The sequence below is a fragment of the Geomonas terrae genome, assembly GCF_004791675.1.
GTDB lineage: Bacteria > Desulfobacterota > Desulfuromonadia > Geobacterales > Geobacteraceae > Geomonas > Geomonas edaphica.
Genome location: NZ_SRSC01000004.1, coordinates 24,609 through 46,028 on the forward strand (window position 1 = coordinate 24,609; position 21,420 = coordinate 46,028).

A 21,420-nucleotide genomic window follows, 5' to 3' on the forward strand; every position below is an offset into this window, starting at 1 on the left:
TCCGCAGTGATCCAGATCACATTTTTCACAAATAGGGCTTGCAGCTCTACCTCCAACGGGACATCACGCTGTATACCGCCAACTTCACGTATTCGATCCACAGGGGATGGCAGAGTTCCTGACTGCTGCGCAGTTCGGTGGCCGCGAAGGGAACAACGGCTACCGTTGCGGGAAGGGCATCCCGGAAGGCCATAAGCGCCCGCCGCATGTGCGGAGCCGAGCTCACGATCACCACCTGGCGGACTCCGGCATCAAGATGCGAGGCTAGGTTCGCAGCCTCGGTGCGGGTGCCGAAGAAGCCTTCCGCAGCCGGGATGACCCTGATCCGCTCTGCCGGCACTCCGCGCCAGACGAGGTAATCGACGTACCACCGCCCCCTGCTCCAGGAACGTCCCTCCCGCACGTTGTACTGGTCCCGGGCGGGGTTGTCCATCAGGTAGATGCTCGGCACCCTCCCCAGGTGCACCAGGTCGGCGGCGGCGTTCAGTCGCTCCCAGACGGTCTCGCCGCCGGCAAGTACATAGCAGGCGTCGCCGCGCGCTGCCGTCTCGGTGATAAACAGGGGGGCGGCGAGAAGAGCCCGTACCTCGGTAAACGAGGGGATGACCACAAAGATCAGAAATCCGCAGAAAAGTGCGGCTAGGAGTTTCAGGCGTGGCAGCTTCATCTCTCTGACGGTGTCCACATAACCAGGCGATTACCGCGCAGATAGCGCACCCAGGCGACGGCGATGGCCAGGTTCACCGTGGCAAAATAAAGGGGCAGCTTTACGGCAAGACTACGGGCCAGGGAGGGCCTTTTCCAGCCGGCAACGGCCAGGAGGTAGAAGATGCACTGGAGCAGGAATAGGAAAAGGTACGGCGGTGAGAAAGGCGCAAGAAAGGCGTTGATCAGCAGTGCCGCCGTCAGGAAAAAGGGTACCAGCCAGCGCAGCAGCTTGTGGCAGCAAAACTGGTAAGCGAAGAGGCCATAGCGAAACGGGTTCAGAAATTCCAGATTTTTGAAAAAGACGGTGATCCCCCGCAGGACAGTCCTGACCTTGCGGTCGAACTCGCGGCTGCTGTCCGCCACGTCCTGGTACAACCCGATCACCTCGGTGTCCCCCACTCCGCGCAGCCCCAGCCTCATGCTGTTCAAAAGTGTCCTGAAATCGCTCTGCATGTTCGGGGAGAAGTCGCGGCAGACCTCTTTTCTTGCTGCGAAGAAAGAGCCGCTCAGGCCGACCAGGGAATTCACCCTCCCCTCCAGATCGCGGAGCCACATCTCGTAGCGCACGTAGGCCCCCTCGCCGCACGGCTTTCCATCCCGCCCCACTACCCGGTCCACACTGCTCACGCAGCCGATCGTCGAGTCGGCGAAATTGGCCGTAATGCGGTACAGGCTGTCCGGCTCGATGATGGTCGCGGTATCGGAAAAGACCAGGATGTCCCCACGGGCGATGGCTACCGCCTCCTTCTGGGCATTCTCCTTGCCGCCGCGATCCTTAACCTCCAAAAGGACGACGCCCCGGCCTTGGTACTCCCTGACTATGTCGTTGGTACGGTCGGTGGATCCGTCCGAGGCAACCACCACCTGCAGCAGATCCGCGGGATAGTCTAGCGCCACCGTGTTTTCGAGCTTCTCCCGTATGCGCTTTTCCTCGTTGAATGCGGTGATGATGAAAGTCACAGGCGGTGTGATGGGAGCCTTCGCCACATTGCGGCGTCGAAGGTAGCTGAGGAGATACAGGGAGAGTGGGTAACCGAAGTAGGCCCAAAAGACAAGGAAGATAAATAAAAACAGGAGAATGGGCATGATGTGCTCCGGTGTCAGCCCGCCAGGAGTTCCCGGTAGACCCGTAGGTAGTCCTGCGCCATCTTTTCCGCAGAAAACCGCGCTAGGACTTTCCGGTGCGCCGCCCGGGACATGTCTTGCCGCAGTCGGGTGTCGTCGACTAGTTCGATGCAACGCCTGGCGAAGGCGGCGGGTTCTCTTTCCTTGACCAGGTACCCCTCCACGCCGTCGGCGAGGATCTCGCCGATCCCTCCGACAGCCGGGGCCACGACCGGCACGCCGCAGGCCAAAGCCTCGAGGATTATGTGGCACACCTTCATCATGCGGGAAATATAATCGACAGCGGGAATTATGCAATCTGAATCAAGCCAAGGCACAGGCGCACGCGATAGTCATAGCCTGCTCAACTTAAACCTTTCACACCGCTAATACCTTGACAAATCGAAACAAAATATAAAAAATAATACCATTGCAGGTGGGCAGAAAGCATTTAAACTTGACTCAAGCCTCCTCCATCCGCCCCAGCAAGCACCTGGTCCCACAGACTTAGCATGGCGACATCGCTGCACTGTCAGGCTGTAGTCTGACGAAATGGCACTGCAGAGCGGGACAGTACGCTTGCCTGCAGAAAGGAGTTGATAATGCAGAGCCCTAACCTGTTTCAAAGGATTTCCAGACGGGCCCTTGGACAGATACTGCTTGATGGCAAGTTCGTGTCCAAAAGGGACCTGAATAGAGCCCTACGGGAACAAAAAACCACTCACGAGCTGCTTGGAGGCGTTCTGGTCAGGATGGGGGTCTTAAGGCCTGAAGACGTGGCAGCCCCCCTCTCCATCCAGCAGCACCTGAACCAGATCGAGGATGCTGTCAAGCTGGCTGCAGGCGACCGGCAACTTCTGGGCGCACTGCTGGTGCAGTCGGGGCGGATAACCGCACAGCAGCTCGATGAAGCGATCGCCGAACAAAAACGGAGCGGTGAACGTCTTGGCGCAGTTTTCATGCGCCTGGGGATGCTCACGGAGCTGCAGCTTAAAGGCCTTCTCGATTGGCAACAGAACCAGCAGACCCCGACAGAAACCCCACTCCGACTGGGTGAATTGCTGGTCGCCACCGGCCACATCACCCGCGAACAGTTGGGGCGAGCACTCGCCAAACAGGGGGACAGCGGCAGGAAGCTCGGCGACATCCTGGTCGCCGAGGGGTACGTGCGCAGGAGCGAGGTCAACCGCGCGGTACGCCTGCAGAAGATGTGCGTCAACGCCGTCGTTGCCGCCATCATGGCGATGGGAATGAGCAGTGCCGCCTCGGCCTCCTCCGTGTCCCTGCAGTGGGACCCCTCACCGGACACCACCGTGGTTGGCTACAAGCTATATTATCAGGCCGACTCTGCGACTCAGCCTTTCCAGGGTCCCGCGCCTATCGACGTACAAAGCCTCACCAACGCCACCGTATCAAACCTCGACCCCTCCCACTCCTACAGTTTTGCCGTCACCGCGTACGATTCGGCGGGCGACGAAAGTGCATACTCGAACGTGGTCACTGTTGCCGAGATGCAGCCGCCGACGACCACCATCACCTACCCTTCAGCTTCGACCACCGTGGCGGGCACCGTATCGGTTACTGCAAGTGCCACCGACAACGTTGGGGTTACCAAGGTTGAGTTTTACGTAAACGGCGTGCTGAAGGCGAGCATCCCCTCCTCTCCCTACGTCTACTCCTGGGACACCAGCGGTCTTACCGCGGGAAGTTATACCCTGATGACCAAGGCCTATGACGCAGCGGGAAACATCGGGCAGTCCCAGAACATAACGGTGAACGTGGCAAACGACCTTACCGCGCCCACCGTTTCCCTCACCTCCCCCGGCAACAACGTGACGGTGAGCGGTCCAGTGAACATCGCCGCGAGCGCCAGCGACAACGTGGGGGTGAGCAGGGTCGAGTTCTACCTGAACAACGTACTTCTCTCCGCCACCAACATGTCTCCTTATTCGTACGCCTGGAACAGTGCAAGTGTAGCGAACGGGGTCTACACCTTAACGGCTAAGGCGTACGATGCCGCCGGCAATCTCGGGTTGTCACAAGCGCTCACCATCAACGTATCGAACGACCTCATCGCCCCGAGCGTCAGCCTCGCCTCGCCGCTTTCCGGGTCCACGGTGAGCGGCACCGTTGCGGTAACCGCCAACGCAAGCGACAACGTGGGTGTGAGCAAGGTGGAGTTCTACAGGAACAACGTGTTGCAGGCCACCGTCGCCACCGCCCCCTACAGTTACAACTGGGATACTAAGACGGTGACCAACGGCAGTTACACGCTGACGGCCAAGGCATACGATGCAGCGGGCAACGTGTCCGTATCGCAAAGCAGTTCCGTCAACGTATCGAACGCGGTTCCCGACACCATAGCCCCGACGGTTTCCATAACATCGCCAAGCAACAACAGTACGGTGAGCGGGACAGTGACGATCAGCGCAAGCGCCAGCGACAACGTCGGTGTCACGAAGGTCAATATTTATGTCGGCGGACAGTTAATGACGAGTCTGACCACTGCCCCTTACAATTATGCCTGGGACACGACAAAAATGACAAACAACAGTGTGTATGCTGTCACGGCAATAGCCTACGATGCGGCGGGGAATCAAAAGCAGGCATCCAACGTGTATGTGACAGTGAAGAACCGGAAGAAATGACATCCAGCGGCGGCTGTGCAGAAGGCGTCATTAGTGCGGCTTTCAGTCACAAAAAGCAGGAATGAGTTGAACCGCGCCTTCAACTTTTAAGGAGAACTGAGATGGAAAAAACACACAACTTGATAAACGGTAAGGCATTCATTACGTTTGCAATTATAGCCCATATGACTCTGTTCTCATCGGTTCTCTCTGCATCGGCAGCTGACCACTACGTTGCACCGACAGGCTCAGCGACCTGGGCTCTCTCCGTCAGCCAATCCACACCATGCTCGGTTTCAACCGCGATAGCCAACGCAGCAGCAGGCGACACTGTATACTTCTTCCCAGGAACCTATGCAACTGGGATGCAGAGTTCAAACTACCACATACCAATACTGAACCCATCCAATTCCGGAACTGCAGGTGCTCCCATTGTGTTCAAGAGTCTGGTACCCTTTGGCGCAATTTTACAAGGCACACCCTATACCGGAACGCAAACGGCAGCCATTATAGGTGCTTACAACAAGACGTATGTAACATGGGATGGTTTTATCGTAACGACGCAGAACTCGAGTACTGCTGCACTAGTACAGATCGACAATTCCAATTACATCACGATACAAAATTGTGAATTAATAGGGGGCACCTTTTCAAACAGTGGCAATAACGTTGCAGGTGTAATAGTCCTCGACAGCAGTTATTGTTCGGTCAATAACAACTACATACACGGTTACATCGATCCAAACAACAACCATAACACTGCTGGAATATGGACTTGCAATTCTGTTGGAAACCACTTTTTCAATAATACTTTTTACAACAATACTGAGAACATTTATTCCAAATACAAAAGCGACAGCGACGTTTACAACAACAACCTTCTCGGTCCCCTGGCGAACCTCTCAACGAATGCAAACTTTTATGTACAGAACTACAATGGTCTTGTGACTAGCCTGTCAATTTATCAGAACATAGTAATAGGCGGCGGTTACGGGATTTCTCTCGACACCAGTCAGAATGCTGGCAACACTGCCAAGATCTACAATAATACTTTTTATGGTCAAAGCATCGGGGCCATGGGTGTCGGTACGAAATTAACCACAACATGGTCATTTTATAACAACATAGTTGCCGGAAGTCCGCAGCAGAGTGTAATTTGGACATACTCAGCAGCTAACCCGGGCCAACTCGACTTCAACAATTATTATAGTTCGGGGAAATATTCTGCAAGGGTTTATGACACAGTATGTACGGCAACGACTTTGGGCAATTGGCAAACCACGTGCAAATATGATCTCAACAGCGTCACTACAGATCCAGGATTCGTAAACCCAGGAGGAAACAAAGCTTCCGACTATAAACGTAAGTCATACCCGTCAAACGGCATCAATGGCAGCGTGATGGGGGCGTATCTAACGGGCACGGAGGTAATTGGAGTCTCAGTTATTCCTCCTAGAAACCTTGGAATCACTACAGTACAGTGACGGACAACCAAGTGTGTAAGCTTCAACGAGAGAAGTGAGCGAGACAGGCTTATCTGGATTTTTGTTTGGTACAAACTACGAGGTATCCTTCGCCCAGGAATGCAAGGTTGGTTTTACACAGTTGTTCCAGTTTATCCCCGAGCCTCGTGGTAGCTTTCGGGAAAAACTTATCCAGAGGCCGTGGCCAAGGCATGAAGTGGAAAAACTCCGCCGCCAAAACTTCGAAGCCCGCCTGCCTCAGACTTTTTCTGAATCGGCTCGGCCTATGACGACGGACTCTGAAACTTCTCGGTAGCACCGGTTCTTTTCCCAACCGTGTCCAGATACGGTTAAAGCAACGTAAGAACATGTGCCTTCTTTTCAGGAATTCGACGATGAAGTCGAGGGAATTGACGGGAGACCATGCATTCGTTACTGAAATCAGGAGGAACCCTCCCGGACGCAGGACTCTGTACATTTCCTGCAAAACTAACTGGTCCGTATCCAGGTATTCGATGACACCGGTAGAGCAGACAAGATCGAACGAGTCGTCGCTGTAGGGCAAAGAGTCTATGCTTCCTTGTTTAAGCGATACAGGGTAGGCTTCCCCTAAGGACTCCATCCTTTCAGCCGTACGGGCCAGCATGTTTTCAGAGACATCTAGCCCGGAGACCCAGAGCTCGCGCCGTGCCAGGGCTTCCACCAACGCTCCAGGGCCGCAACCTGCATCCAGAACTTTAGCGCCCCGAGACAAGGACAGCCGATCAACATTCCGAAGCACAGCTTCCAGCCGCACTGTCATGAAGGTTCTGACGGATCCCCCGTAATGCTTGGACTGATAGTCCCCCACATTTTGGTCGAAGAATTCAGTCACCTTTTGCCTGCTCATACGCCCCTCCCTCGCAAACAAGCCAGCCATCTTCGCGCAGGCGTCATCTCTTAATCTCACTCCCCAGGCCGCAGAGCCTTTCATAGCTCTCGCACAAATCCTTTCCGATCGAGTCATAAGCGTAATTGGAAAGCACCAATTTTCTGGCATTCCCTCCAATAACACCTCTTAAACTCGAGTCGGCGAAAAGCTCACGTATTCTCGAAACGAACTCCTCAGCAGTGGTTGCCAACATGATGTTTTCGCCATGTTTGGCATTGATGCCCTCACAGGCGATGGGGTGAGCTACGACCGCCTTGCCCATGGCAAAAGCATCAAGCAGCTTCAGTTTAGTCCCCCCGCCATCAGTAATGGGGCAGACATAGACGGTGGCTTCTTCAAGGTACGGCCGGACGTCACTGACAAATCCAAAAAATGTGATGGATGGATCTAATTGGGCAAGGTCTAACAGCGATCGGGGCGGATGCGCCCCAACAACGTGAAGCTTGGCATCAGGAACCTCACGCTTGAGCGCCGGCCATACAGCGCTTATGAAATAGCGCATTGCCTCTACATTCGGGTACCAGTTCATAGACCCCACGAATATCACTGTCTTGTCAGCGGTACTGCGCCCTGATGGACAAAAGTACAAAGGATCGACGCCATTTGGCATCACTTTTACATAAAGGCCCGGGTCAACCTTGAGAAGCCTACGGGCATCAAGTTCGGAACAGGTGATATGAAGATCGAAGTGGGAACAAACTTTTCTTTCGTATGACCGAAGGCGAAGCCCCTCCTGCCAGTAATAGGGCCGTGCCAGCAGATGTGCGTTCTCCGCCCTTCTTAACATCATATGTGATTCTATATTGTGGTGATCCAACACAGTCTTAACGCTTGGGCAAAACAAGCGGTATGGCGCCAAACTTATGGTATCAAAATGTATGATATCGTAACGGTTTTCCGCAACAAGGCGTGAGAGGGCCTTTGAGTACAACGGAGAGCTGAGCCAGTTGATGGAATACGGTTTCTTAGTAAAAAGGCTTTTTGCGGCAAGGAAATATTTACCCAGTGGACGCTGCTCCGACGGGATGGGGATAAACTCCACATGTTTGCAAAATGCTGAGAGGGCTTGGCGCGTATCCGCTATTCCGGACTCATAGGAGGGATAAAAAGTCTCAAGATATCCCATTTGAACAAAGGATAGTAAATCCACGTCATGGACTCTTGCTAGCTGCAACAACAGATTGTAGCTGCGCAAGAGAACCCCTGCTTTGGGCGGATAAGGGATCAGATGTGAAAGCCAAAGAATTCTCACTGAGTACCCCGCTGTTTAGGGCCAAGCAACCGGTCGTAGAGTTCACAGTACTGGGCTGTCATTCGGCTCGAGCTGAACTGTTCGACCACGGTTCTCCTTGCCTGTCGCCCAAGCTTGGCAACCAAAGATGGATTTGCCAGCAAAGTCTCTATTGCTGCAGCAAGCCCGTCAGTATCACAGGGGTGTACCAACAAACCGTTGGTACCAGATGTGACAAGGTTTTTGGCATCACCCACTTTAGAGGCAATAACAGCCTTCCCACAAGCCATCGCCTCCAAAAGGGCCATCGGTAACCCTTCCTGCAACGACGGGAGAAGAAATATATCGATCATGGAAAGTATTTTCCGAACATCACTGCGCCGTCCGAGAAAAAGCACTCTTGATCCTAATCCGGCCTGTGAAACACGTGCCTTCAGAACACTATCAAGAGGGCCATCGCCGACTATGAGAAGCTTGACATCTTCACTACCGATTCTTGATAACGCCTGAAGAGCTAGTTCATGGTTCTTTTCAGGGGTGAGGCTCGAAATCATGCCCAAAACGGTGCAGCCAGAATTAAAGCCTAATTCACTCGCCAAGTCACTTGGCTTTGCGCCAATATCGAAGGCGGCGACATCAACACCATTAGAGACCTTCACTGCCCCCGTGATTCCTACCTCCCTCATCTCGGTGACAATTTCATCAGAAACACCTGTTACCAGATCAAACATACGCAGCAATCTGATGTCCAAGGCTTTATAAATTCGCAACGACACGGATGTGGTCTTCCACAGGTGGTTCGTTGCAATCATAGGGACATCGATCCTGCTGAGGATAGCGTAAAAATCTTCCTTGTATCCGTGACAGTGGACGAGATCGATCTTAGAGCCGGCGACAAACCGCCTGATCTCTAAGGCACAGGCGAGATCCAACTTACCTTTGCATTTAAAACCGGTCGTTGAAAGGCCAAGCTCCTTTGCTGTCAACATGAACTCCGCCTTCGCATCTCTGACATCGTTCAAAGTACCGACTATCGAATGGTACCCGAAGGCATCGGAGTGCTTTGCCAATTCAATGATCACGTTTTCGGCGCCCAAAACGCCTCCCGAACTCCGCAGATGGAGGACCTTGCGGGGGGGGACGGCCAGTGTCTCGGCAATGTCAGCGTCTTTAGAAACCATCCAAACTCCGTGAGCCATGCCCTTAGGGGGTGAAACTTTTAATTGCGAAAGATGCATCCATTAAGGAGATATTTCTCAAACACACAATGAGCGCGGTCAGATACCAGAAAATCGGATAGTAAAGAACAGAAAGAAATGATGCAGCCGCGAAAAATCCCATCAGCGAGGCCAAAAGAGCAGTTGACATGGATACATAGAACCTTTGCTGCAATGCCTCGTGAGGATAACGCTTTACGGCAAAAACATCCTTGAAGTTCCTATAGACGAGGGCAAAGTAAAGGTATGCCCCTATGACTCCAGTTTCCGGAAGCAAAGTAAACCAAAGGGAGTGGGCAACCCTTCCCCACATGTCGCGCCGCAGGTCGGTCGACTGATACTCTGAGAAGTGCCTAGGGAAATTGTTGCCTCCTACGCCCAGCGGTCTGTCCAAGAACATCTTCCACGCGGCATTCCAAGAAAGGATCCTTTCATTTGCAGTCCCCTCCGAGGTAGCTGTTATCGTCAGCATCTTCGCCTTGTAGTCGTCATCAGTCATATAAGTGAAAGCTAATGCGACTAAAAGGGTGATGGATATAAGCAAAAGCTTCCGTTTCCCAAAAATCCAGTACACCGCTGCCATGACGATTAATCCGACAAGTGATCCCCTTGACTTTGTCATAACAATGGCTGCCAGGGAAACAATGACAGAAAGGGCCCACAAGGCCTGCCCTTTTCTGGATGTAGCCTGTGAGAGTAGGAAAAATGTGAACGGCAGAAAACTCACCAGATATAACCCAACGTCGTTTTCGTCACCCACCGAACCGCCTGGACCACGACCTGAATGAGTCAGGGCGTACACACCAATAAAAAGAAAGAGCAGGCACAAGAACTTGCATACACTTTCGATTTTTTCGCGCGAGTCTATGATAACGAGGCAAGACAAAACGACCGGCACGAACAAGGAAACACCAAGAGCAGTGTTGAACGCTGCACGAGGGGCGGTAGCGAACGGTACGTAACAGAAAAGGAGGACTACAAAAAGAAGGAAATTTCTAGTCTGAGGCAACCCCTTGACAAAACTGTCAGTCAGATCCCCACTGGATACAAGAAAAGCCATCAGGACCACCGTCATTAGTGCACCGGGCCAGACATGGGAAAGAAAAGGGAAAAGATCCTGCAGTCTGCCAAGATCAACGCACAGATACACAGCAACAGCAACGAGCCATTTATTTTTGAAACCGCTGTTATCCTTCAATGCAATTCCTCTCGTTTGTTTTTCACATCGTCATAGAAGTCGACGACATGCTTGAAGTACGCCTCCCAGCAAAATTCTCTTGCTGCACGAAGCTGCCCGGCACGACCGAGTTGGTACCTCACCTCTGGGCAGACAATCAGGGTTTCCATCTTTTCGGCAAGAGCATCTATATCAGAAGGCTCTACCAAAATTCCATCTACACCGTCGGCAATAACAGTGGGTATACCATCCACGCGGGACCCGATACGAGCCTTTCCTGCAGACATCGCCTCCAGCAGGACCCGCCCCATAGCCTCCGTTCGTGATGGCAGCACTAAAAACCCGCACCGTCCAATATGATCTGGCATCTCGCACGAAGGTACCGGGGGGTGATAAACTATCCTCGGATGCCCGCCAATCTCGTCATTAAGTTCAGCGGGATCAGGGTACCATCCCAAAATCTTCAAATACCAATCCGGATGACGGCCTGATATTCGCTTGAAAGCCTTTATGAGTACATCTACACCCTTTAACTTGAACGGAAACCCTACGAATAGAATTTCTTTTCGTTCCTCTATGTTTTTAAACAGTTCGGTATTAGTATAATTGGAAAAAGATCTTATTATTTTATTTTTTCTGTTTATTTTAAAAGGTTCGAGTTGTTCAGGATAGGTGAGTTTTATTCCACATGCGCGTGATAAAACAAACTGGGCGAGCAATGGAAATAAAAGGGCGCGAAACCTCGGAGACAATTTGTTAGTAGCTCCTTCCCAAACATGCGATGAGGTATAAACACCGTTGAGTTCGACAATAAGCTTAGCATTCAGGATAATCTTAGCTACGTACCCAATAACACCGGTGAGAAGAGGGTCGTAAGCAACTACAATATCGATGTTTTTCAAGGCCAGGATTTTTCTGAGGCAGAACAACACAAAGCGTAGCCGTCCTCCGAAACCATCGATGTGCTTACAGGCGCAGCACTGAAAACCGCCGACGGAAATATCCACTGGCGAACTGGAAGCGGTCAAGACGTAGCCTGAGAAAACCTCGGACAAAAGCCTGTACCTCCGTTGGAAGTGATCCGAGGTCATGCCATATACCGGGCCCGGGAAGATATAAAGGATTTTCATGCATTCACCCTACGGCCGGCTTTGCGAGAGCGACGAAGTCGGCCGTCATCCTCTCCCAAGTGAAGTTTTGCTGCACCTTTTTCTTTAAGTTACTCCCCAGCATAACGATCTCCTCACCTCCTGATATGAACTGCAGCATAAGAGCCAAGAGCTGGGATTCATCTGCAACGGAGAAAAGCCTTCCATCCACTGTATCTGTTATGATCTCCGGCACTCCCCCTGTCCGTGAGGCAATAACCGGGAGCCCGCACAAACCTGCTTCCAAAATGGCGATACCGAAAGCCTCTTTTCTGCTCGGCAGGACAAAAAAGCGTGCATGCTTGTAAAAACCAGGCATCTGCTTTCTGGGGATATTGGTAAAAAAAAGTATTTGTTCAGTAAGGCCTTCCTTCTGCACGAGGCGTTTGAGTACTTCAAGATAGGGCGTGTCTCGACCAACAAACAATAAATGCAAACGGTGCTTTGTAAGGTGAAAGGATTTTGCGAAGGCTGAAATCAGGATATCCTGCCCCTTATTTTCCTCGAAAGTTCCCACGCTGAGGATATAGTCGCTGTAGGGGGGGGGAGTCTCGCAGATAGAGTCCTCAATGCACAAAGAGGCGCCATTGTGAATGACAGTCACAGCATCTGAAGGAAGGTCCAGTCCCTGGATTACCTTCTCTTTCAAGGAGTACGAACAGGTAGTCACCCCGTCGGCGGCAGCCAAAATCCGCTCCCAAGCTGCACGCTCGAGCTCTCCCGCATAGACGATCTCGTCAATGTCTCTGCCATGGAAGGAGATTATCAGGGTGAAGGGTGCCTGAGGAGCGCGGACGGCAGCACCGAAGCAGGAGCACGTCGAAAGACACGGGAAGTGCACATTGACTACGCCGACATTATACAGCCGCAAAAGCAGGGAGATGATAGCGGCATTTGCGCGTTTCGCCATACGACTAGAGAATTTCGTCCCTCCGAAAGCTTCCGGGTACAGTCGTTGCCGAATGGTCCGCACGTCACCGCGGGAAAAACGAGGGATGAATGAGGACCATGAATTAATCAAGATTACCGGCCGGAACACCCCCCCCTTTTCCAATTGTCGATATAGCTGATAGGCAACTTCGTTCACTCCACCCACTTCCGAAATGTCCCATGGCAAAACAATAAGGTATGTCTTTTTCGGCCTTGCCACTGCGGGAAACAGCTTACGAAGATCGGAGAACAGGGCGGAACGTAGCTGCTGGAACTGCGGATTCCTATCAACGAGAAGGTAAGAGCAATAGACAACACAACCAGTACTGATGAGCACCAACAGATTGAGCTCAGTTTTTGCTTTGAGGGGCATGGACAGTAGCAGGACCAGCACAAACATGATAACTGAACCAACCGCCCCCGTCTCGACATAAGAATAGACTTCATAAATGCTTACTTTCAGGAATGAGGTGGCAAGGGAGAAGGATAGAATGAACTCGATCAGGCTGAAGAAAAAGTAGGCCCACGCAACCCCTTCTATTCCGAATCGTACCCCCGCAAAACATAACCCGGCGAAAGACACGCCGGAAAATAGCAGCCGCAGCGTATAGCTACGGTATTGTCCGACCCCAATGTTAAAGCTGGCAAGAACCCCTCCGAAGGATTTAAGCACGAACGCCGCACAGAGGATGCGCAAAGGCGTGAGCATTTCCTGCCATTGGGGTCCGAGCAGGATATGAACGAGGTGTCCCGAGACAGCGATCAGGCCGAGGTACAAAGGCCCCGAGACCAGAGCGGTCAGCAAAAAGGCCTTGGCGAACTGCCGCCTGAGTTCCTCATTGTTTGCCCTGCTGCGGCTGAAAGCGGAGAACATAACTGAGTTTATGTTCATGAGTATGCTTTCTGAGGGCGTTACCGCGATGTTGAGCGCCTTGTCGTAAAGCCCGAGCGGGTAGGTGCCGAGCATCCTGCCGATAACCAGCGTATCGATATGCCTGATGGCAAAGTTGATCTGACTTTTGGCAAAGTTCCAGAGCCCGAAACGCCAAATGGGCCTAAGAAGTGAATTACTGAGCCTAACAACCGGTAGCCACCTGGAGACGGCACACAATAAGATCGTGAATAAAAATAACGGTACGATCTGGCCAAGAGCTAGCGACCAAAACCCGAACCCCATATAGGCCAGCACCAGGGAAAGCACCCCGGTCGCGAGGTTATGAAGCGATTCTATGGTCGCGAGGGCCTTGAACCTCATCTGGGATCTTAATATCGCGTGGGAAATCCCGTAAAAGGTCGACAAAATGAAGTACGCGCACATCACCTTGATCGCCATTTCACAGCGCGGCTCTCTGAAAAAGGCGGAAAGTTTCCGTGCAGATGCAAAGAAAACCAAGGCCATAATAACCGAAACGGTGAGATCTATGGTGAAAATGGAATTGATGGTCATCCTGCAGGTGATGTTTTGTTGCACGATGGTTTCATTCATGCCAACGTTTGTGATCTGGTTGGCGTAGGCAATAATCATCATCACGATAGCCATAATGCCGAAATCCGACGGGTTCAAGAGCCTGGCGACTACAATCGACAGGGCGAAAGAGATCACCTTCAACGGCAACCTCAACATAGTGTTCCAATAAAGACTGTCCTTGACAGACGTCATACTCGATAACCTTGTCGCAGGATTCTGCAGATCAGCGTCTTGAATTCCAGTGAAATCCGCTCGCGCGAGAAAAGAGCCAACGTTTCAGGGTCTGCATACCCCTTTGTGGCACCGAGGCTGGCGTCTGCCATGGCAGCTTCGAGACGTTCCGCAACTGTCCGGGCCGAAGCGTCAGTAACGATATAGGAGCTTTTGTTGTAGGTCCGAATGAGGCGTTCGGCTTCACCTGGCGGAATGACGGCTAAGAACGGCACATTGAGTGCGATGCCTTCAAAAAGCTTGGTACTCAACATAGGCTGAACGATCCTTAGCAACTGCAGGTGCGAGCGTTTTATCACATGCAAGGCTTCGGCGTACGGAATGCTATCGTGTAAAATGACTACATCTTCTAAACCATATTTTTTAATATATTTTTGCAATCCACTGCCTGTGCCGTAAAAGCTCATCTCAAAATTGTTATGACAAATAACACTTTTCTTTTTTAAGATGCTTAGTCCTTCAAACAAAAAATCACATTCTAGCTCAAAATAAAAATTACCAGTATAAACAACCGTGAACTTCTTGTATTTATTGTCAATTACCAATTCAGAAAGTATATTGTCGTCAAATCCGTTGTAGAATGTCTTTATTTTTTTCTTTACCACAGGAAACTGTTCTACAAAAAGCTGCTCCGTCTCCTTAGTGGTCACGGCAAAGACGTCGCACGCCTTAAGCAACTGATGTGTATACCATTTATTACAGGGCTTTCTGAACTTGGACGTAACAAAAGCAGTTTTCTGGTACCTACTGATATCCAGACCAAAGGGGTCACGGTAGTCTATGACCAAAGGAAGACCCGTGAGTTTTTTGAGTATGACTCCGACAAGGCCTGAACTAAAAGGCGAACAGGAGACGTAGATCAAGTCCACCTTCTTCCTTCGGATTATGAACCACCCACTAAGGATGGCAAGAGGAACCCAACCTATGAAAATATCAGGAAAGGCAAAAAAGTCGTATAGATAATTCCTTTTAAGGGTGATGCCTGTAAGGCTCAGCAGCCTACAGATGCCACCGTTCAGCTTGCCGAGAACCTTGTACATGTTGAACAGCGAGTAGGCATAGACGACATCTATACCGGCAGGGACATCCCCTCCCCCTACCGAGCAGTAGGTGCGGTCCGGATTTCTGACACTGAGGACCACGGGGTTCCATCCATATTTTTTCCAATACACAGATAACGCGACACTGCGCTTGCACCCCACGTCTTTGAGAGGCGGGTAGTAGTAGCAGACCATCAAAACATTTTTCGGCGAAGACTCGCTATCAGCTTTCAACGCCCCACCTATACCGCTCATAAACGTTGCCCCGCCTTGCTAACTTTCTACCGAAGTAAATCACACGGTAGATTCGAAGAAGACACAGCTGGGAAAACCAGTAGTGCACTTACTTTCACAAGAAATGAAGAGGAACGAACTAACGTCCTCCTAGGTACAATTCGCTGTATTTATTGGTCATAACCTCAGATGAAAACTTTTGAATCACTATACTTCTTGCTTTACGAGCGAACTTTTCCCTCAGACTGCCGCTGGACAAGAGGGTGGACACGGCCTCGGCCAGCTTTAAAGGGTCCGCAGGAGGTACCAGCAGAGCACTAGTCATGTGCTCCAGGACATCTGGTACCCCCCCGACGTGCGAGGCAACGATGGGACAGCCGCTAGCCATGGCCTCCAGAATACCGATGGGGAGCCCCTCTGACTCCGACGGCAAGACATATACGTCAAGCAGCTTGAGCAGTTGCGGCACGTCACCGCGTGCCCCTGTAAATACGACATGTTTTGAAATACCTAGCCGATTGCACTCCTGCTCCAGAAAATCTTTTATGGATCCGTCTCCCACTATCAGGAGGGTAAGCCTAGGGTGCCTTCCTAGCACCGCCGGCATCGCACGCAGCAGGTGCTCAACACCCTTCACCGGTTCCAGCCGAGCTATGACGCCGATGAGCGGTGTATCCTGCGCAACCCCCAATTCTCTTCTTTTCTGAATACAGTCAACACCGCATGAGAAGCGCTCTAGATCGACTCCGTTTTCAATAGTAAGCAGTTTTGAGTCCGGGATCTTCTCATATGCATGCAGGTTCGCCGTTGTATGAGTAGAAACCCCGACGACCTTGTGCACAAAGTGACTCATCAACCACTCCATAAACATGTAGCGGGCTTTATCAGGAAACTCTCTAGCATGGTCGGTGTGGATGATTCTATGTTTCTGAAGGCTGAGTAAAGACCCCAATGTACCATCTAAGAGAGGCTGGGTGTTGTGAGTATGGATTACATCAACCGGGTATTGCTTCAGTATTTTGGCTACTTTTAGGAAAGAGAGGTAATCAGTACCTGGCGAAACCGGCTGCGGTAACAGCACGACGGGAACGCCCAAGGTTCCCAGTTCACCAGCCAAAGGACCGAGGCTCCTGAGGCAGAGAACTACAAACTCGAAAGCCTGCCTATCGGCGGTACGGCAAAGGGTTACCAACATCTGCTGGAGGCCACCAATCGCCAGGTCGTGGGTTATGTGCAGGATGCGTAACGGCGCCATCGAACCCACCATACCTCTACCGTTCGACCGGCCAGGCAGCAGGCAGCGAGTCGAGAAGCTTGCCGGCGAATACCCTGACATGCTGCTTAGCCTGAGCCACGTTGCCGTCAGCGGCTGCTTGAGAAATCTGGATGTAAGCACCATCGTCTTTATTATGCATAACTCTGTTCACCAACCGGCCTAGATTCTGATAAAGGCTGCTCGAGGCAACCGTAGTCCCGCCAGTCTGATACCAATGGAGCAGCACCGTGTTGAGTTCATCTTTGCGGGCAACTATAACGTTAACTCTTGCGGTTTTACCCGTAGACATCGTGCAGTCGATCGTTCCAGTTTCGACTATCGCCGAACCGGCGCTGGGAAGACATGAGTATGGGTTATGTCCAGTCCGCCCCCCCTTCGCCGTCCCGTAATAGCCGATGTAGAGGTCTATGACTCTGCCGTCGGCGGAACGATAATGACGGTAGATATTTTTGTCCGCGTTCAACTCCTTGTAGACCGACTCGGGAAAGGTGTCCTCGACGGCGTGGTAACCATCGATCTCCATAGGGAGCTTTTCCAGGTTCGTGGCGACCACTACCGGGACGGGACGGTAGGCCAAAAGGCTGCTGACTGCTCCGGTCAGAACCAGCAGAATCAATGCCGTTACGAAGCTAGCGTTTCTCATCACGCCACCTTTTTCCTGTTCAACAGCTTATACAGCCCCCCGAGCACGGCGAGACCGAACACGAAGACGATGATCCCGGAGAACTCGTGCAGAAATCCGCGCGCCACCTTGTCACCGAAGAAGTGGGCCAAAATGCCGGTGCCGGTGATCCTGATGATGTTGGCGGTCATGGCGATGGGGACCGCCGCCAGCACCATGACGACGCGCCGCTTCCACGTGGCCTGCGACATGTAGGCAAAGATGGTCCCCAGCATGGTGAGGGACATGATGGAGCGGACCCCGCTGCACGCCTCGGCCACCTCGAGCTGGGTTCCGACGAAAAAAAGCATGTTCCCCTCCCGGTACACCGGGATGGAGCAGTGCTCGATGAGCTTCGCGGACACCTTGGTGGCCATGAGCTGCAGCGGCATGGAGACCAGCCCAATCACGGAGACCGGCACCGGAACCATGAAGAGCAGGAACAGGACGGGAAAGGCCAGAATCCGCCCCCAGGCGCTCCCGGTGCAGAACCACAACAGGCCAAAAAGGGAAAGCACCATGGCGACCCGCGCCGGAAAGGCGACCCCCCCCGCGAAACTGAGCAGGAAAACGGCGAGACCGGCAACGAGAACCACTGCCCCCCACTTCGAGGAGTCGATCTCGGCGCTCAGAAGTTCGTCCTTTTTCTGCCAGATGAGGTAGAGCGCTATGAGCGGCACCAGAAAACCGTGGTTGTTGTCGGAATGGCCGGCCCAGTCCCGCACCATCTCGGGGACGACAGGGTAAAAGACCAGGAACCAGAGACCAAGTAGCAGGGCCAATTTTATTTTGTCGTTTCGTGCCAGTACCATCACCAGATCTCCCGGTACGTCTCAGTTCCCGCCCTCGCCTGCCCCGGAGTTAAGCAGATCCGCTATCCGCCGCAGGTCTTTTTCCGTCACATATGGGTGCAAGGGTAGCGAAACGAGGCGCTTAGCCACCTGCTCGGCCTGCGGAGCCGGACCGCCCAAGAGCGTCCCTCTCAGTTCGGCGATCCCGGTTACCGCGTCGGGGTAGACCAGCGCCACCCCGAGCCCCTCTTCCTCACTCATCTCGATCAAGCGTCTCCGCTTGGCCTCGTCCACGAGCACCGGGAACCTGATCAAGTTAGGAATCGCCCCCTTGGACCGTGCCGTGGCTTTCACCCCGGCCTTTTCCAGGAATACCGCTTTCCTCAGGCGCGTCTCGCGCAGCCGGGCAAGTCTCTCCTGCCACCCCCTGGCAAGCCCCGCCTGGAACGCCCCCAGCCGCTTCATGGAGAACCGCGGGTCGAAGCGGGTCTCCCCCAACCTCAGAAAGGGGAGCGCCTTTGGCAGCCAGAAGAGGCCGGGTCGGACCAGCAGGGAGAGCGCAAGCGCGTAGCAGAACGCCAGCAGGAAATCGCCCCACCCTTCGCGCGGCAGCCCACGGACCGCCCGCGTCACGGCGTCGCCAAGTGTTGTGTCTCCGGTCAGGATGATGCCGCCTGACACAGTGGAGAAGGCCTTGCCGCGCCCGAGACTGAAGAGAGCTATATCCCCCAGGGTGCCGATTTTTCTCCCGCCGACCTCCCCTCCCATCGCCTGGGCCGCATCCTCCACCACGAAGATGCCGCGAGGAGAAGCGAGTTCCTTCAGCCGGTCCACATCTGCTGGAAACCCGAAAAGATGTGCTGACACGGCGCACAGCACGCGCCCGCTGTCGAGCGCCCCCTCGAGTTTCTCCCAGTCGTAATCGAGGGTCGCCGGGTCAATGTCACAGGGGAGCACCTTAAGCCCCGCCCTGGTCACCGCGGCCGGGACCGAGTAGCAGGTGTAGGCGGGAATGACGACCTCTTCCCGTTCCGGATGCAACTCCTTCAAAGCGGTCAGGATGACGGTCAAGGCCGTCCTTCCCGAATTGACAAGGGATACGTGGCTGACCTCGTAATACTCCCGCAATTCCGTCTCGAAACTCGCAACGGCCTTCATGCCAGAGGCGAGGTCCGCAAGACCGGAAAGAATCTCCCTAAAGGAAATCGGTACCGCCGCTGGGGGGAGGGTTCTACCTACGCGCATCACGCCCCTCATCTATGGGATGTTCCTGACGATGGCCGGTCCCAAAAGCCGGGTGAGCGCCACGGGGAGCCTCCGCCACCCTTGCACCGCGAGGCGGAACTTCGGGTTGGCCGGGTTCAGATCAGGAAGCTCCGCTCCTGGTCGCAAAAGGTACTGCCAGTAAAGGGGCACAGGCTCGGCACCCCACTGCTTCTTGAAGAGGTACGTCCCTTCGCCCGGGGTAGAACGCCCGAAGTCGAAGCTGCGTGCCCCATCGCCGATGGCGAGCCTGATCGCCTCCCAGTAGAGCATGTTGTTGGGGCAACACTCCCGGAAATCGCGATTGGAGGAGGCCCAGGGGACTTCGACCCTGTCGCGGAAACGGGTCATGATGCCCGAGGCGATGGCTTCGCCGCCGCGCAGGACGGAGATGACGCGGGGTTCTACTTCTCGGGCATGCAGGACGTTCTCGAAGAACTCCCGTCCGTACACCGGGGTCCCCAAGTCGCGCATGTTGCGGCAGAACACCCGATAGAACCCGTCGAGGAGCTCAGCGCCCCCTACCGTCACCTCCAGCTCGCTTTTTTGCGCCTTTCTCACCTGGTTCCTGAGCTTCGGGCTGAAACGCCCCCACTGGCTCTCGGAGTCTGGGGCGAGGTCCAGGACCATGGTCACCTTGTGGCTGCGGGTGGCAAGTCCTGGGAGAGGATCCGCCAGGTGGCGCAGTTCAAGGTACGAAGCGTCACACTCCGCCATGACGAGTTCCCCCTCTTTCAGGAGGGCGGATCTCCCGGCGGGGTCGCTGCAAAGAAGCCCTCCGTAATTGAAAAAGGGAACGGAGACCAGAAAATTGCCAAAGAGCCTGCTTTTCATGTGGATGATCGGGAGCACCCCGACGGTCCTGCCGCCGGAACGTGCCAGCAGGTAGTACCCACGGTGTCCGAAGCTCTCCTCAACCACCTTTTTCCAGAGGTAACGATGATAGCTGGTCGCTGCGGGATGCGAGGCCACGAAGTCGTCCCACTCCGTCCCGTCCCCCCCGTAGAGCTCGACCGATAGCCCGCTCACGAATACACCCCGCCGGGGGCGCCGGGAAGCCCCTCCCCACTTCCCACCATGGCCGCGAAGACCTCACTCATGGTGCCGAAGCGGACGCCGGAAAGGAGCGTCCTCAGCTTCCCTTCGGTCTTGTCCAGGTTCAGGTAGTGCCTGAAGCGGGACTTGAGCCCGGCCCGGATACGCGGCTGCCCCGGGTCCATCTCCCAGGGATGAAAGTAAAGCACCGCGGGCTCCCCTTCCCTTTCGTTGATCGACTCGATGCAGCGCCAAAGGAGGGAGACGGGGAAGAGCCTCAGGTACCCTCCCCCCGCAACCGGCAGGAGGTACTGGTGTCCTGCCACCCGCAACGGGTAGGTGCTAAGCGGGAACTCCCTGATCACTCCGCCGGCGCGCCGGATCAGGTGCGGGAATCGCGGCGCGCCGGGAAGACCGTAGATGTCGTGGTAGACCGGGAAAATGCTCGAGTCGAACTCGAACCCCTCCTCGACGAGGACGTCGAGGGCCCAAAGTGACTGCCTCGTGATCGAGTAACTCGGGGCACGGTAACCAGCCACCCGGTTGCCGGTCACGTCCTCCAAAAGCGCCTTGGCGCCGCGCACGTCCTCGCGAAACTTTTCCTTACCCAGGCGGTATACCAACTGGTGGCCGTAGCCGTGGCAGGCGATCTCGTGCCCCCGCGCACCGATCTCGCGCACGAGGGCGGGGCAGCGCTTTGCCACCCAGCCGAGGACGAAGAAGGTTCCCTTGACGCCGAAGGAGTCGAAAAGCTCCAGCACCCGACGCGTGTTCGCTTCCACCCGCAACGGATATTCGTCCCACTTTTCGCGGTCCACGTAACGTTCGAAGGCCGAAACCTGGAAGTAATCCTCGACGTCTACGGTGAGCGCGTTCAGCATGGTG

The 21,420-nt window shown here is 53.9% G+C and carries 18 protein-coding genes; 2 read left to right on the top strand and 16 right to left on the bottom strand.

Annotated elements, in window-relative coordinates; translation table 11 throughout:
• Nucleotides 1-46 precede the first annotated feature (46 nt).
• The 3 genes from E4633_RS15695 to E4633_RS15705 are packed head-to-tail and all read right to left on the bottom strand — an operon-like array spanning nucleotide 47 to nucleotide 2,087.
• The gene (locus E4633_RS15695; RefSeq protein WP_135870336.1) at nucleotides 47-667 is read right to left on the bottom strand and encodes a YdcF family protein; all 621 of its coding nucleotides are present in this window, start codon (nucleotides 665-667) and stop codon (nucleotides 47-49) included.
• Complete coding sequence (locus tag E4633_RS15700; protein WP_135870337.1) at nucleotides 664-1,794, bottom strand: glycosyltransferase family 2 protein; 1,131 nt, start codon at nucleotides 1,792-1,794, stop codon at nucleotides 664-666. Before E4633_RS15700 ends, E4633_RS15695 begins: the two co-directional genes overlap by 4 nt.
• 14 nt (nucleotides 1,795-1,808) lie before the next feature.
• Nucleotides 1,809-2,087, bottom strand: a complete 279-nt coding sequence (locus E4633_RS15705) for a glycosyltransferase (RefSeq protein ID WP_246038038.1) — start codon at nucleotides 2,085-2,087, stop codon at nucleotides 1,809-1,811.
• A gap of 477 nt (nucleotides 2,088-2,564) precedes the next feature.
• On the opposite strand from E4633_RS15705, the gene E4633_RS15710 reads away from it, so the two are divergent.
• Nucleotides 2,565-4,460, top strand: coding sequence for an Ig-like domain-containing protein (locus E4633_RS15710; protein ID WP_162604976.1), 1,896 nt, complete (start codon nucleotides 2,565-2,567; stop codon nucleotides 4,458-4,460).
• A 101-nt stretch (nucleotides 4,461-4,561) separates the two neighbouring features.
• Nucleotides 4,562-5,923, top strand: a complete 1,362-nt coding sequence (locus E4633_RS15715) for a right-handed parallel beta-helix repeat-containing protein (protein ID WP_135870340.1) — start codon at nucleotides 4,562-4,564, stop codon at nucleotides 5,921-5,923.
• A gap of 49 nt (nucleotides 5,924-5,972) precedes the next feature.
• Here E4633_RS15715 and E4633_RS15720 read toward each other — a convergent pair whose 3' ends face one another.
• The 13 genes from E4633_RS15720 to E4633_RS15780 form a co-directional block, all read right to left on the bottom strand.
• Nucleotides 5,973-6,791 (bottom strand): class I SAM-dependent methyltransferase, encoded by an 819-nt coding sequence (locus E4633_RS15720; protein ID WP_162604977.1) that lies wholly within the window; start codon nucleotides 6,789-6,791, stop codon nucleotides 5,973-5,975.
• A 43-nt stretch (nucleotides 6,792-6,834) separates the two neighbouring features.
• Nucleotides 6,835-8,085: a glycosyltransferase family 4 protein gene (locus tag E4633_RS15725; protein ID WP_135870342.1), complete on the bottom strand. Its 1,251-nt coding sequence runs from the start codon at nucleotides 8,083-8,085 to the stop codon at nucleotides 6,835-6,837.
• Complete coding sequence (locus E4633_RS15730) at nucleotides 8,082-9,245, bottom strand: glycosyltransferase family 4 protein (RefSeq protein WP_162604978.1); 1,164 nt, start codon at nucleotides 9,243-9,245, stop codon at nucleotides 8,082-8,084. Before E4633_RS15730 ends, E4633_RS15725 begins: the two co-directional genes overlap by 4 nt.
• A 22-nt stretch (nucleotides 9,246-9,267) precedes the next feature.
• The gene (locus E4633_RS15735) at nucleotides 9,268-10,479 is read right to left on the bottom strand and encodes an O-antigen ligase family protein (RefSeq protein ID WP_135870344.1); all 1,212 of its coding nucleotides are present in this window, start codon (nucleotides 10,477-10,479) and stop codon (nucleotides 9,268-9,270) included.
• Nucleotides 10,476-11,588, bottom strand: coding sequence for a glycosyltransferase family 4 protein (locus E4633_RS15740; protein WP_135870345.1), 1,113 nt, complete (start codon nucleotides 11,586-11,588; stop codon nucleotides 10,476-10,478). Before E4633_RS15740 ends, E4633_RS15735 begins: the two co-directional genes overlap by 4 nt.
• Before the next feature lie 4 nt (nucleotides 11,589-11,592).
• A complete protein-coding gene (locus tag E4633_RS15745) occupies nucleotides 11,593-14,118 on the bottom strand; it encodes an oligosaccharide flippase family protein (RefSeq protein ID WP_246038063.1) in 2,526 nt (841 codons plus the stop codon).
• 74 nt (nucleotides 14,119-14,192) lie between these two features.
• Complete coding sequence (locus E4633_RS15750; protein WP_135870347.1) at nucleotides 14,193-15,530, bottom strand: glycosyltransferase; 1,338 nt, start codon at nucleotides 15,528-15,530, stop codon at nucleotides 14,193-14,195.
• A gap of 118 nt (nucleotides 15,531-15,648) precedes the next feature.
• The gene (locus E4633_RS15755) at nucleotides 15,649-16,764 is read right to left on the bottom strand and encodes a glycosyltransferase (protein WP_162604980.1); all 1,116 of its coding nucleotides are present in this window, start codon (nucleotides 16,762-16,764) and stop codon (nucleotides 15,649-15,651) included.
• Nucleotides 16,765-16,780: 16 nt separating this feature from the next.
• Complete coding sequence (locus E4633_RS15760) at nucleotides 16,781-17,428, bottom strand: exosortase C-terminal domain/associated protein EpsI (protein WP_135870349.1); 648 nt, start codon at nucleotides 17,426-17,428, stop codon at nucleotides 16,781-16,783.
• Nucleotides 17,428-18,258, bottom strand: a complete 831-nt coding sequence (xrtA, locus tag E4633_RS15765; RefSeq protein WP_135870350.1) for an exosortase A — start codon at nucleotides 18,256-18,258, stop codon at nucleotides 17,428-17,430. The genes E4633_RS15760 and xrtA overlap by 1 nt, the downstream gene beginning before the upstream one ends.
• Nucleotides 18,259-18,279: 21 nt before the next feature.
• Entirely contained in the window at nucleotides 18,280-19,482 is a 1,203-nt protein-coding gene (locus E4633_RS15770) for a DegT/DnrJ/EryC1/StrS family aminotransferase (protein WP_135870351.1), read from the bottom strand.
• A gap of 12 nt (nucleotides 19,483-19,494) precedes the next feature.
• Nucleotides 19,495-20,529 (bottom strand): FemAB family XrtA/PEP-CTERM system-associated protein, encoded by a 1,035-nt coding sequence (locus tag E4633_RS15775; RefSeq protein WP_135870352.1) that lies wholly within the window; start codon nucleotides 20,527-20,529, stop codon nucleotides 19,495-19,497.
• On the bottom strand, nucleotides 20,526-21,416 hold the full coding sequence (locus tag E4633_RS15780) for an XrtA system polysaccharide deacetylase (RefSeq protein ID WP_135870353.1): 891 nt from the start codon (nucleotides 21,414-21,416) through the stop codon (nucleotides 20,526-20,528). The genes E4633_RS15775 and E4633_RS15780 overlap by 4 nt, the downstream gene beginning before the upstream one ends.
• Nucleotides 21,417-21,420 lie beyond the last annotated feature (4 nt).